Annotated in this window: 5 protein-coding genes, 1 tRNA gene and 1 rRNA gene; 6 read left to right on the forward strand and 1 reads right to left on the reverse strand. The window is 69.8% G+C overall.

Going from position 1 to position 14,171, the window contains the following annotated elements:
* Window positions 1-159 precede the first annotated feature (159 nt).
* From rrf to IEZ04_RS04905, 3 genes are all read left to right on the forward strand, one after another.
* A 5S ribosomal RNA gene (rrf, locus tag IEZ04_RS04895) occupies window positions 160-276 on the forward strand.
* Window positions 277-389: 113 nt separating this feature from the next.
* Window positions 390-1,052, forward strand: coding sequence for a DegT/DnrJ/EryC1/StrS family aminotransferase (locus tag IEZ04_RS04900; RefSeq protein ID WP_189216013.1), 663 nt, complete (start codon window positions 390-392; stop codon window positions 1,050-1,052).
* A gap of 92 nt (window positions 1,053-1,144) precedes the next feature.
* Window positions 1,145-1,220, forward strand: a tRNA-Thr gene (locus IEZ04_RS04905).
* Window positions 1,221-1,264: 44 nt separating this feature from the next.
* Here IEZ04_RS04905 and IEZ04_RS04910 read toward each other — a convergent pair.
* A complete protein-coding gene (locus tag IEZ04_RS04910; RefSeq protein WP_189215423.1) occupies window positions 1,265-4,015 on the reverse strand; it encodes a SpoIIE family protein phosphatase in 2,751 nt (916 codons plus the stop codon).
* Window positions 4,016-4,398: 383 nt separating this feature from the next.
* Here IEZ04_RS04910 and IEZ04_RS04915 point away from each other — a divergent pair, with 383 nt between their 5' ends.
* From IEZ04_RS04915 to IEZ04_RS04925, 3 genes are all read left to right on the forward strand, one after another.
* Complete coding sequence (locus tag IEZ04_RS04915) at window positions 4,399-9,927, forward strand: HAMP domain-containing protein (RefSeq protein WP_189215424.1); 5,529 nt, start codon at window positions 4,399-4,401, stop codon at window positions 9,925-9,927.
* Between the two features lie 381 nt (window positions 9,928-10,308).
* Window positions 10,309-10,986 carry a response regulator gene (locus IEZ04_RS04920; RefSeq protein WP_189215425.1) on the forward strand — a complete coding sequence of 226 codons (678 nt, stop codon included), beginning with the start codon at window positions 10,309-10,311 and terminating at the stop codon, window positions 10,984-10,986.
* 202 nt (window positions 10,987-11,188) lie between these two features.
* On the forward strand, window positions 11,189-13,918 hold the full coding sequence (locus tag IEZ04_RS04925) for a DNA translocase FtsK (RefSeq protein ID WP_189215426.1): 2,730 nt from the start codon (window positions 11,189-11,191) through the stop codon (window positions 13,916-13,918).
* The last annotated feature ends 253 nt before the right edge of the window (window positions 13,919-14,171 follow it).

Consider the following 14,171-nt stretch of genomic DNA (forward strand, 5'->3'; position numbering starts at 1 on the left):
GGGTTGATAGGCCGGATATGGAAGCCAGGTGACTGGTGGAGTTGACCGGTACTAATAGGCCGAGGGCTTGTCCTCAGTTGCTCGCGTCCACTGTGTTGGTTCTGAAACCACGAACGACCCCGTTGCTGTGCAGCGGTCGGGTTGAGAGTTTCATAGTGTTTCGGTGGTCATAGCGTGAGGGAAACGCCCGGTTACATTCCGAACCCGGAAGCTAAGCCTTACAGCGCCGATGGTACTGCAGGGGGGACCCTGTGGGAGAGTAGGACGCCGCCGAACAATCATTGAAAGAGTCGGTCCCCGGACTTCAGGTCGGGGACCGACTCTTTTTTGCTTTACGTCACTTCACGTTCACGTTGCGCGATCACCATCCCTGCATGGGTACGGTTGAAATGCTCAACGCAGCGGGCATCGGGGCTGGTGACGAGGTCGTCGTGCCGGCCTTCGGCAACGTGGAGATCGCGGAGGCCGTGGCCCTGAACGGTGCCGTGCCGGTCTTCGCCGACATAGATCCGGTGACGTACTGCCTCGCCCCCACAGCGGTGGACGCGGTCGTCACCTCCCGGACAGCAGCTGTCGTCGTCGTACACCGCTTCGGCCGGTCGGCCGACATCACAGGATTGCGTACTCTCGGTCGGCGGCACGGATTCCTCGTGCTGGAGCAGGGTGAGTCCGAAGCCCCGTACGACGAGATCGCCCGGCGGAGACAACGGGCCGCCTACCTCGACGCGAGACTCAACGGGGTCTGGACGCCGCAGGACGCCGAGGGGCACACCTACCAGCAGTACGTCGTGCGCGTACCCGGCAATGGGCGACCGGACCGGGACGCCTTCGCGCGGGCCATACAGGTCAGGGGAATCGACTGCCGGGTGCCGGTGAAGACCCCTGTGCACCGTACGCCGGCCTTCCGCCGGGACGTGTGTCTGCCGGAGACCGAGCGAGCCGCGGACGAGACGCTGGCCCTGCCGGTGGACGCGTCGCTGACCAGGCGGGACATGCAGCGGATCGTGTCCGCGTGCAACGCACTCGGCGGACTGCTCCAGCCCGCTTTCTGAGCGGGCGGAGCGATCGGCCACGGTTGGGAGCACACGCCCGTTCGGGGTATGATCTATTCCGTTGCCGCGGGGAAACACCGAAAAGGCAACAGGCCCCTATAGCTCAGTCGGCAGAGCGTCTCCATGGTAAGGAGAAGGTCAACGGTTCGATTCCGTTTGGGGGCTCCAGCGAAGAAGGCCCCGCCCATTCGGGCGGGGCCTTCTTCGTGCCCTCAGTCCTGCAGGCCGGGGACCCGCATCGCCAGGATCGCCATGTCGTCCGACGGGGCGTCGGAGGCGAAGCGTTCGACCGCGCGCATGATGCGGGCCGCGACGGCGCCCGCCGTGAGGCCCGTGCAGGCCGTCAGGACGTCCGCGAGGCCGTCGTCGCCCAGCATGCGCGTGCCCTCGCGGCGCTCGGTGACACCGTCCGTGACACACAGCAGGACATCGCCCGGGTCGAGCCGCACCTCCTGCTCGTACAGGTCGAGTTCGTCCATGACACCGAGCAGCGGCTGCGGTTCGGCGGCCGGCTCGACCGTGCCGTCCTGGCGCAGGCGCAGCGGCAGCGGGTGGCCGGCGCAGACGACCTTCAGCAGGGCGCCGCCGTCCTCCTGGGGCCACAGCTCGCCGTACAGCAGGGTGAGGAAGCGGCCGCGGTCGCCCTCGTCGAGGATCGCGGAGTTCAGTCGTTCGAGGACCGACGGTCCGCTCAGCCCTTCGCGGGCCAGCAGCCGGAGGGCGTGCCGGGCGAGGCCGGTGACGGCGGCCGCGTTCGGTCCCGTGCCGCAGACGTCGCCGATGGCGAACCCGTACGCGCCGTCGCGGATCGGGAACAGGTCGTAGAAGTCACCGCCGACCTCGTTGCCCTCGCCGGCCGCGCGGTAGATGACGTCGACCTCGACGCCGTCGATGTCCGGCAGGCCGGGCGGGAGGAGGCTGCGCTGGAGGGACTGGCTGATCGCCATGCGCTCCGAGTACAGGCGGGCGTTGTCCAGGGCCAGGGCGGCCCGGCGGCTGAGGTCCTCGGCCAGTTCCAGGATCTCCTGGCGGAAGTGTTCGTCGGTGGGCTTGCCGAGCGTCAGCATGCCGATCACGCGGTTGCGGGCGACGAGGGGCAGGACGACCGTCTCGCCGCCCACCGCCGAAGCCGTCGCCAGGGTCGTACCGATGCCCGAGCTGACCGTGGTCGGCTCGTTCAGGCCCAGGCTGCGCATGGACTGGCGCAGTGCCGCCTGGTGGGCGGCCTCGGACGGAGCCGACCAGACCCGGGCGCCGGGAGTGGGGATCGGCTCCGGTGGCGGAATCTTGGACAGGAGGGCCTTGAGGCCGTCGATGCGCTCCTCGTCCTCGTGGAGGACGTACGAGAGGTACGGCTCCGAGGCCTGGTCGGCGATCGTGTAGACCGCGCACCAGGTGGCGAGGGTCGGGATGGTCATCTGCGCCATCAGCGCCAGGGTCTGGTCGCGGTCCAGGGTGCCGGCGAGCAGGTCGGACGCCTCGACCAGGAAGCTGAGCGAGCCGCGGCGCAGCCGTTCCAGCTCGCCCAGGCGGGCCGACTCCACGGCGAGCGCGATCCGGTCGGCGGCGAACTGCAGGCGCAGCGCCTCCTCGTTGGAGTACCGGCCGGGTGCCTCCGCCGCCACGCCCAGCGATCCCGTGAGGCGGCCCTCGACCTTGAGCGGGACCGTGACGACCGAGCGCATGCCCGTGCCGTTCATGAGGGGCACGGCGCCGGGGACGGCCGTGAGGTCGTCGTGGACCGCGGGCATGCGGGCCGAGCTGTAGCGGCCGGGGCCGGCCTCGACGGGGACGCGGGCGAAGCGCTGCCGGGCGGAGGGCAGGCCGGTGGAGGCGCGGACCTCCAGTTCCGTCTCGTCGTCGGTGGCCAGCAGCAGGAAGGCCGCGTCGCTGTCGAGCATGTCGCGGGCCCGCTCGACGGTGCGCTGCAGCAGGCCGTCCAGGTCGTCGGGGGCGGGGGAGCCGATGAAGACCTCGAAGGGGTCCGTGTTCTGGCTCTCGGACGAGGTCGCCGTGTCCGAGGACGAGCCGCGCAGCGGGGTCTGCAGCACGGCGCGCTCGTGGTCCCGTACCAGGAGGCAGACCGTCGAGGGATCGCCGTCCGTGTCCCGTACGCGCAGGTGGGAGGCGTACACGGGGGTCACGCGGCCGTTGGCGCCGCGGATGCCGTAGCTGCCCTCCCAGCGGGAGAGCTGGAGGGCCTCGACGATGCCGGTGCTGGTGCCCGGGGTGTGCGGCCAGGCGGCGAGGTCGGTCAGCGGCTTGCCGACGACCTGCTCGGCGGGGTAGCCGAAGAGTTCCTCGGCGTCCTCGTTCCAGGCGCTGATCGCGCCCGAGCGGTCGATCTGGACGACCGCGACGCGCACCCGGCCGTCGGCGAGCGGCAGCAGGTCGGCCGGCAGCGACGGGCCGGCGGCCCGGGTGCCCACCGGGCGCTCGGGGAGGTCGAGCTGGAACCAGACCTGCTTGTGCGTCGGCGTGTACTCGACGCCCCAGCGGGCGGCCAGGGCCGCGCACAGCTGCAGTCCGCGGCCGCCCTCGCGGTCGGGGCTGCCCATGTTGACGGGCGCCGACTGGAGAGCGATCTCACGTTCTGGGTATCTGTCGGCGACCTCGATCCGTACGCCGTCCTCCGTGCGGAGGCACAGGACGTCGGCCGCGGTGCCCGCGTGCACCACCGCGTTGGTGACCAACTCGCTGGTCAGGACCACGGCGTCGTCGACGATGTCGGCGAACCCCCAGCCCTGGAGGGTGTCGCGGACGAAGGAGCGGGCGGTCGCGACCGATCGCCCGACGGGCTCGAAACTGGCAGCCGCGCGCGCGGTGATCACAGAACTCCTTGTCCGGTTCTCTACGAGCGGATGTGCGTGGCCGGCCCGCTCCTGGGGAGGCAGAAGCAGGGGGTGGTGCTTTGTCGGCCGAGGATCCTGGGGTGTTCCCCCGGGATGCAGTCCGGTGGTCATGGTGCGGCCGCCCCTCCGATGCCTGCCCGCTCGTGCTCGTGCCACCGCCCAGGCCGGACGGACCGGCATGGCTGGACAGCCGCATGCAAGGTTACTTACCTTCGCCGTCCATGCGGATGCCGGTCGCCCGTGAATCCGCCTTCGAAGGCGCGCGGACGATGTGCGAAGCTGCCGAACTGTTATGGCCTGGTTCAGCCATGGTGAAACACTGGGCAAGCTTCTAGGGAAGGTCCGGCCAGGTCGAGTGCCTTCCGTACAACCGGGCAGCAGCTTTCCGGCGGCTCCTGGTATATCGAGGCGGCGCCACACGGCTGCGCACGGCACGCCGAGTAGCACCTGAAACACGCAGAGCAGTGACGGTCGACCCCTGCGGGAGGGACACAGTGGAGTCTGGCGCAGCGGCGCGAGGCACGAAGACGCGCGCGAAAGGCGGACAGTCCCTGGGGAGTAGGCGCACTACGCGCAACGGCACCACCGCGGTGGACACGGCTGCCCTGAACCGGCTGCTCGCGGCCCTGGAGGCGATGCGCGACGGCAACTTCCGCAAGCGCCTGCCGGTCACCGGCGACGGCGTGATGTCGGAGATCGCCGCCGTGTTCAACGACGTGGCGGACCGGAATCTGCACCTGACCGGTGAGCTGTCGCGCGTGAGGCGCGTGGTGGGCCGCGAGGGCAAGCTGACCGAGCGGCTGGAGACGGGTGCCTGTGAGGGCTCCTGGGCGGCGGCGATCGACGCCTCCAACTCGCTGGTGGACGAGCTGGCACGGCCCGTGTCCGAGGTCGGCCGGGTGCTGTCCGCGGTGGCGGAGGGTGATCTGTCGCAGCGCATGGAGCTGCGGGCCCAGGGCACGGACGGGAACGGCGGGCATCCGCTGCGCGGAGAGTTCCTGAAGGTCGGGCGCACGGTCAACAATCTGGTCGACCAGTTGTCGACGTTCACCGACGAGGTCACGCGCGTGGCCAGTGAGGTCGGTACCGAGGGCAAGCTGGGCGGTCAGGCCCGGGTGCGCGGGATGTCCGGTTCGTGGAAGGACCTGACCGATTCCGTCAATACGATGGCGTACCGGCTCACCGCGCAGGTACGGGACATCGCGCTGGTGACGACGGCGGTCGCTAAGGGGGATCTGTCGCGCAAGGTCACGGTGCACGTGGCCGGCGAGATGCTGGAGCTGAAGAACACCGTCAACACGATGGTCGATCAGCTGTCCTCGTTCTCGTCCGAGGTGACGCGCGTTGCGCGTGAGGTGGGTGTCGAGGGTGAGCTCGGCGGCCAGGCCCAGGTGCCGGGTGTGGCCGGGGTGTGGAAGGACCTCACCGACTCGGTGAACCTCATGGCCGGCAATCTCACGGCCCAGGTGCGCGGGATCGCGGAGGTCACCACCGCCGTCGCCAACGGTGACCTGTCGCGGAAGGTGACCGTCAGCGCGCGCGGCGAGGTCGCGCAGCTCGCCGAGACGATCAACCAGATGACCGAGACGCTGCGGACGTTCGCGGACGAGGTCACACGTGTCGCCAACGAGGTCGGTGCCGAGGGCCGCCTCGGCGGTCAGGCGAACGTGCCGGGCGCGGCGGGTACCTGGAAGGACCTGACGGACTCCGTCAACACGGTCTTCCGGAACCTGACCACGCAGGTCAGGGACATCGCCGCGGTGACGACGGCGGTGGCCAACGGTGATCTCTCGCAGAAGGTCACCGTGGACGTCGCGGGCGAGATGCTGGAGCTGAAGAACACCGTCAACACGATGGTGGACCAGCTGTCCGCGTTCGGTGCCGAGGTCACGCGCGTGGCCCGGGAGATCGGTGTCGAGGGTGAACTGGGCGGTCAGGCGCAGGTGCCGGGGGCGGCCGGGACCTGGAAGGACCTCACCGACTCCGTCAACACGGCGTTCCGCAACCTCACCGGACAGGTGAGGAACATCGCGCAGGTGACGACGGCGGTGGCCAACGGTGATCTCTCGCAGAAGGTCACCGTCGACGTGTCCGGCGAGATGCTCAAGCTGAAGAACACCGTGAACACGATGGTGGACCAGCTGTCGAGCTTCGCCGACCAGGTGACCCGGATGGCCCGTGACGTGGGCACGGAGGGCCGCCTGGGCGGTCAGGCCCGTGTGGACGGCGTCTCGGGCACGTGGAAGGAGCTCACCGACTCCGTCAACTTCATGGCGGGGAACCTGACCATGCAGGTGCGCAACATCGCGCAGGTGACGACGGCGGTGGCCCGCGGCGATCTGTCGCAGAAGATCGACGTGGACGCGCGCGGGGAAATCCTCGAGCTGAAGAACACCATCAACACGATGGTCGACCAGCTCTCCGCCTTCGCCGACCAGGTCACCCGGGTCGCCCGCGAGGTGGGCACGGAGGGCCGGCTCGGCGGTCAGGCGCAGGTGCCCGGCGTCGCCGGTGTGTGGCGGGACCTCACCGACTCCGTGAACGGCATGGCCGGCAACCTCACCGCCCAGGTGCGCAACATCGCGCAGGTCGCGACGGCGGTTGCCCGCGGTGACCTGTCGCAGAAGATCGACGTGGACGCGCGCGGGGAGATCCTCGAGCTGAAGAACACCCTCAACACGATGGTCGATCAGCTCTCCAACTTCGCCGAGCAGGTCACGCGCGTGGCCCGCGAGGTGGGCACCGAGGGCATGCTCGGCGGCCAGGCCGAGGTCCAGGGCGTCTCCGGCACCTGGAAGGACCTCACGCAGTCCGTGAACGGCATGGCCAACAACCTGACCATGCAGGTGCGCAACATCGCCGAGGTCACGACGGCGGTCGCCAACGGCGATCTGTCCAAGAAGATCACCGTCGACGCGAAGGGCGAGATCCTCGAGCTCGTCACGACCGTCAACACGATGGTGGACCAGCTGTCGAACTTCGCCGAGCAGGTGACCCGGGTGGCCCGTGAGGTGGGCACGGAGGGCCAGCTGGGCGGCCAGGCCCGGGTGCCCGGCGTCTCGGGCATCTGGAAGGACCTCACGGACAACGTCAACGTGATGGCCAACAACCTGACCAGCCAGGTGCGCAACATCTCGCAGGTCGCGGGCGCGGTCGCCAACGGCGACCTCACCAAGAAGGTCACCGTCGAGGCCAGCGGCGAGGTGGCGCAGCTCGCCGACACCGTCAACACGATGGTGAAGACCCTGAGCTCGTTCGCCGACCAGGTGACGCGGGTGGCCCGTGAGGTGGGCACGGACGGCATCCTCGGCGGGCAGGCGCGCGTACCGGGCGTGTCCGGCACGTGGAAGGACCTCACCGAGTCCGTGAACCAGATGGCGTCCAACCTGACCGGCCAGGTGCGCAACATCGCGATGGTCACCACGGCCATCGCCAAGGGCGATCTGACCAAGAAGATCGACATCGATGCGCGCGGCGAGATCCTGGAGCTCAAGACCACGATCAACACGATGGTCGACCAGCTCTCGTCCTTCGCCGAGGAGGTCACCCGCGTCGCCCGCGAGGTGGGCACCGAGGGCCAGCTGGGCGGTCAGGCGCGGGTGCGCGACGTCGACGGCACCTGGCGCGACCTGACCGAGTCGGTGAACGAGATGGCCGGGAACCTGACCCGGCAGGTGCGTGCCATCGCGCGCGTGGCCACCGCGGTGACCCGCGGCGACCTCAACCTGAAGATCGACGTGGATGCCTCGGGCGAGATCCAGGAGCTCCAGGACTACATCAACAAGATGATCGCCAACCTGCGCGACACCACCATCGCCAACAAGGAGCAGGACTGGCTCAAGGGCAACCTCGCCCGGATCTCGGCGCTGATGCAGGGCCGCCGGGACCTGGCGGACGTGGCCTCGCTGATCATGAGCGAGCTGACGCCCGTGGTCTCCGCGCAGCACGGGGCGTTCTTCCTCGCGCTGCCGCTGGTCGACGGCAAGGACCTCAAGGACCTCGGCGTCGCGGACGACGACGCGTACGAGCTGCGCATGCTCGGGTCGTACGGCTACTCCATGGGGTCCATGCCGACGTCGTTCCACCCGGGCGAGGCGCTCATCGGGACGGCCGCGAAGGAGAAGCGCACGATCCTCGTGGAGAACGCGCCGAGCGGCTACCTGAAGATCTCCTCCGGCCTCGGCGAGGCACCCCCGGCGCAGGTCATCGTGCTTCCGGTGCTCTTCGAGGGCACGGTCCTGGGCGTCATCGAGCTGGCCTCGTTCACGCCGTTCACGCAGATCCAGAAGGACTTCCTGAACCAGATCGCCGAGATGATCGCGACGAGCGTCAACACCATCTCCGTCAACACCAAGACCGAGCTGCTGCTGAAGCAGTCGCAGGAGCTGACCGAGCAGCTCCGGCTGCGCTCGGAGGAGCTGGAGCAGCGGCAGAAGGCCCTGCAGGCCTCCAACGCAGAGCTCGAGGACAAGGCCGAGCTGCTGGCCCGGCAGAACCGCGACATCGAGGTGAAGAACACGGAGATCGAGGAGGCGCGGCAGGTCCTGGAGGAGCGCGCCGAGCAGCTCGCCGTCTCGATGCGCTACAAGAGCGAGTTCCTCGCGAACATGTCGCACGAGCTGCGCACCCCGCTCAACTCGCTGCTCATCCTCGCCAAACTGCTCGCCGACAACCCGGAGACCAACCTCACCCCCAAGCAGGTCGAGTTCGCCGAGACGATCCACGGCGCGGGTTCCGACCTGCTCCAGCTGATCAACGACATCCTCGACCTGTCCAAGGTCGAGGCGGGCAAGATGGACGTCTCCCCGACGCGCATCGCGCTCGTCCAGCTCGTCGACTACGTGGAGGCCACCTTCCGCCCGCTGACCGCGGAGAAGGGCCTGGACTTCTCGGTGCGGGTCTCGCCGGAGCTGCCCGCCACGCTGCACACCGACGAGCAGCGCCTGCTGCAGGTGCTGCGCAACCTGCTGTCCAACGCGGTGAAGTTCACCGACACCGGCGCGGTGGAGCTGGTGATCCGGCCGGCGGGCGCGGACGTGCCCACGGCGATCCGGGAGCAGCTGCTGGAGGCCGGCTCGCTGCGGGACGCGGACGCCGACCTGATCGCGTTCTCCGTCGCCGACACCGGCATCGGCATCGCGGCCAGCAAGATGCGGGTCATCTTCGAGGCCTTCAAGCAGGCGGACGGCACCACGAGCCGCAAGTACGGCGGTACGGGCCTCGGGCTGTCCATCTCGCGGGAGATCGCGCGCCTGCTGGGCGGCGAGATCCACGCCCAGAGCGAGCCCGGACGCGGCTCCACGTTCACCCTGTACCTGCCGCTGCACCCGAGTGAACTGCCGCCCCAGGGCTACTCGCAGGCGGCGCCCGCCATGGAGGCCGGGGAACTGGTGGAGGCCGAGGCCGGGGAGGGCAGGCCGTCCGGCATCGAGACGCCGGCCGAGGTGAGGTCGTACCAGGCGACCCAGAACGGGCCCGCCGCGCTCTTCCGGCGGCGCCGCAGGGCACTGCCGGCCGCGGGCGGGCACGGCACCGCGGCGGGCGGGACCGCCGCGCCCTCCGGACCTCCCGGGCAGGAGCAGTGGTCGCCGAACGGCCAGGACGCGGCGCAGCAGCCGCAACAGCAGCCGCGCCGGCCGGTCCTGTTCGAGAGCGAGAAGGTGCTGATCGTCGACGACGACATCCGTAACGTCTTCGCGCTGACCAGCGTCCTGGAGCAGCACGGCCTGTCGGTGCTGTACGCGGAGAACGGCCGGGAGGGCATCGAGGTCCTGGAGCAGCACGAGGACGTGGCGGTCGTCCTGATGGACATCATGATGCCGGAGATGGACGGCTACGCCACGACGACGGCGATCCGGCGGATGCCCCAGTTCGCCGGGCTGCCGATCATCGCGCTGACGGCCAAGGCGATGAAGGGCGACCGGGAGAAGGCCATCGAGTCGGGCGCCTCGGACTACGTCACGAAGCCGGTCGACCCCGATCATCTGCTGTCGGTGATGGAGCAGTGGATGCGGCCCGAGTGACCGGTGTTCCGGAGCGCGGGGACCGCGTCGCGGACGGCCGGGAGCACGGCGGTGTGCGAGCCGCGCGCCCGGGTACGAGGCGGAAAGCGGGTCCCGCGGTGGCGAGTTGTCGCCCCCGCGGGACCGGTGCGGCATAACTGAGTGTGGTGGAAGTCGTGTAGAAGGGCGGGATTCGGGGAACCTTCTGGTCCCCCGCTACGTTTCTGCTACGTGCACGGTGACATCGCGGTGACAGGGTGTGGCGACAGGCGGGGTACGGCTACGATGACCGGCACAAGGACGGGCGGCGCAAGGAAGTCGTCCCCTGGGGCGGCTCCCGGAAGTGCCGCTTCAGGTCCTGCGGACAGGGGAGGCCCCACGCCGGGGCGAGGAGGGCGGGCCATGGTGCAGAAGGCCAAGATCCTCCTGGTCGATGACCGGCCGGAGAATCTGCTGGCGCTGGAGGCCATTCTCTCCGCGCTCGATCAGACACTGGTGCGGGCATCGTCCGGGGAGGAAGCGCTCAAAGCGCTGCTGACGGACGACTTCGCGGTCATTCTGCTGGACGTCCAGATGCCGGGCATGGACGGTTTCGAAACGGCCGCGCACATCAAGCGGCGGGAGCGGACCCGGGACATCCCGATCATCTTCCTCACCGCCATCAACCACGGGCCGCACCACACCTTCCGCGGGTACGCGGCAGGCGCGGTCGACTACATCTCCAAGCCGTTCGACCCATGGGTGCTGCGCGCCAAGGTCTCCGTGTTCGTCGAGCTGTACATGAAGAACTGCCAGCTCAGGGAGCAGGCCGCGCTGCTGCGGCTGCAGCTCGAGGGCGGCTCGGCCGCCGGTGACAGCAAGGAACCGACGGGAATCATCGCGGAGCTCTCCGCGCGGCTCGCCGCGGTCGAGGAGCAGGCCGAGGCGCTCTCCAAGCAGCTGGACGAGGAGTCGGCGGACGCCGCGGTGGTGGCCACGGCCGCCCACCTCGAACGCAAGCTGTCGGGGCTGCGTGGCGCGCTGGACGCCCTCGAACCGGGCACGGGCAGCGGAACGCCTTCCGTGCCGTCGCAGAACTGACAGCGGCTCGCGGAGGGCTCCCCGCCACCGCCACCGGGCCGCGCGAGTCGCGCCGCGTTGCGGCAGGCGGCGTAAGCCCCGTGACGGGAAGTCAGGGCGTCGCACGGGCCGCGTCAATTCCTCGTTCCCCCGGATACGACACGAACGGGTGAAGCATTGGGCACACGTGTCCGTTGTGGTCTCCGACGGTAATCTCACACTCATGGCCTCACGTCAGCCCGCAGCCAAGAAGCCGCCCGCGAAGAAGGCGGCCGCCCCCACCAAGGCTCCGGTGAAGAAGGCCCCCGCGAAAAGGCCCGCCGCGCGGAAGGCGCCCGCCAGGAAGGCGGCGGTGAGGAAGGCTCCACCGAAGCCGGCACCCAGCCCGACCGGGGGCGTGTACAGGCTTGTGCGCGCTGTCTGGCTCGGTGCCGCGCATGCCGTCGGCGCCGTGTTCCGAGGCGTGGGGCAGGGCGCGCGGAATCTCGACCCGGCGCACCGCAAGGACGGCGTCGCGCTGCTGCTGCTCGCCCTCGCGCTGATCGTCGCCGCCGGCACCTGGTCCAGCCTGCAGGGACCGGTCGGCGACCTCGTCGAGATGCTCGTCACCGGTGCCTTCGGCCGGCTCGATCTGCTGGCGCCGATCCTGCTCGCGGTGGTCGCCGTACGGTTCATCCGCCACCCCGAGAAGCCCGAGGCCAACGGGCGCATCGTGATCGGCCTGTCGGCGCTCGTCATCGGCGTGCTCGGGCAGGTGCACATCGCGTGCGGGTCGCCCGCGCGCAGCGACGGCATGCAGGGGATACGGGACGCCGGGGGCCTCATCGGCTGGGGCGCGGCGAGCCCGCTGACGTTCACCATGGGCGAGGTGCTGGCCGTACCGCTGCTCGTGCTGCTGACGGTCTTCGGGCTGCTCGTCGTCACGGCGACCCCGGTGAACGCCGTCCCGCAGCGGCTGCGGCAGCTCGGCCAGAAGCTCGGCATCATCCAGGACGACGCCGGCCGGGCGTACACCGATGACGACGAGCGGTACGAGGAACAGTGGCGCGAGGCGCTGCCCGCGCGCTCCCGCCGGCGCGGTCCCGCCCCGCAGGGCTACGACGCCGACGAGGCCGAGCAGGACGAGCTCGCACAGCGCCGTGGGCGCTCGCGGCGCTCCAGGGCGTCGCAGTCCGACCCGAACCGCCCGAAGGGCGCCGTGGACGTCGCCGCGGCCGCCGCGGCCGAGCTCGACGGCGCCGTCCTGCACGGCATGCCGCCCTCTCCGGTCGTCGCCGACCTCACCCAGGGCGTCACCGCCGAGCGCCAGGGCCGCGAGGAGACCACACCCGTCCCCGCGGCGCGCACCAAGGAACCCGCGCGGCCCGCCGCCAAGGCCTCCCGGCCGGAGACGAGCGGCGCGGTCCCGGACCTCACCAAGGCTCCCCCGGAGGCCCCCCGCGACCTCCCCGCGCGCGCGGAGCAGCTCCAGCTCTCCGGCGACATCACCTACGCGCTGCCGTCCATGGACCTGCTGGAGCGCGGCGGACCCGGCAAGGCGCGCAGCGCGGCCAACGACGCCGTCGTCGACTCGCTCACCACCGTCTTCACCGAGTTCAAGGTGGACGCCCGGGTCACCGGCTTCACCCGCGGGCCGACGGTCACCCGGTACGAGATCGAGCTCGGCCCGGCCGTGAAGGTCGAGCGGATCACGGCGCTCACCAAGAACATCGCGTACGCCGTCGCCAGCCCCGACGTGCGGATCATCAGCCCGATCCCCGGCAAGTCCGCGGTCGGCATCGAGATCCCCAACACCGACCGCGAGATGGTCAACCTCGGCGACGTGCTGCGGCTCGCGGAGTCCGCGGAGGACGACGACCCGATGCTGGTCGCGTTCGGCAAGGACGTCGAGGGCGGCTACGTCATGCACTCGCTGGCGAAGATGCCGCACATGCTGGTCGCCGGCGCCACCGGCTCCGGCAAGTCGTCCTGCATCAACTGTCTGATCACCTCGGTCATGATGCGGGCGACCCCGGAGGACGTCCGGATGATCCTGGTCGACCCCAAGCGCGTGGAGCTGACCGCGTACGAGGGCATCCCGCACCTCATCACGCCGATCATCACCAACCCGAAGCGGGCCGCCGAGGCGCTCCAGTGGGTCGTGCGGGAGATGGACCTCCGGTACGACGACCTGGCCGCCTTCGGCTACCGGCACATCGACGACTTCAACCGCGCGGTGCGCGAGGGGAAGGTCAAGCCGCCGGAGGGCAGCGAGCGCGAGCTCCAGCCGTACCCGTACCTGCTGGTGATCGTCGACGAGCTGGCCGACCTGATGATGGTGGCGCCCCGGGACGTCGAGGACGCCATCGTGCGCATCACGCAGCTCGCGCGCGCAGCCGGCATCCATCTGGTGCTCGCCACGCAGCGCCCGTCCGTGGACGTCGTCACCGGTCTGATCAAGGCGAACGTGCCGTCGCGGCTCGCCTTCGCCACCTCCTCGCTCGCCGACTCGCGCGTCATCCTGGACCAGCCCGGCGCCGAGAAGCTGATCGGCAAGGGCGACGGGCTGTTCCTGCCGATGGGTGCGAACAAGCCGGTCCGTATGCAGGGCGCCTTCGTGACCGAGGAGGAGGTCGCGGGGGTCGTCCGGCACTGCAAGGAGCAGATGACGCCGGTCTTCCGGGACGACGTCGTGGTCGGCACCCAGCAGAAGAAGGAGATCGACGAGGACATCGGCGACGACCTGGACCTGCTGTGCCAGGCGGCCGAGCTGGTCGTCTCCACGCAGTTCGGCTCCACCTCGATGCTCCAGCGCAAGCTGCGGGTGGGCTTCGCCAAGGCGGGGCGGCTGATGGACCTGATGGAGTCCCGGAACATCGTGGGGCCCAGTGAGGGCTCCAAGGCGCGGGACGTCCTGGTCAAACCCGACGATCTGGACGGTGTGCTGGCGACACTCCGTGGGGAGGATTCCTAGAGCCCGGGCGTCGGCCGGTTCCGCACGCGTACGCGTGACGGGGCCGGGTAGGTGACCGTGACTCACCCGTAAGGAACCGGTGAGCAACCGTTTCCCTCCGGCATACGTCAAGTTGAGGGAGGGGACAGTCGGCTGTCCCACCCTTGTCCCACCCGCAGGATGTCGGGCCATTCTGATGGCGTACAAAGTCCCACCGCCCGGTTGCCCCACCCTTTCGTACCACCCCTAGACTGAACCTCCAGCACAGGTGGCT

It is taken from the genome of Streptomyces ruber (assembly GCF_014648075.1).
Taxonomy (GTDB): domain Bacteria; phylum Actinomycetota; class Actinomycetes; order Streptomycetales; family Streptomycetaceae; genus Streptomyces; species Streptomyces ruber.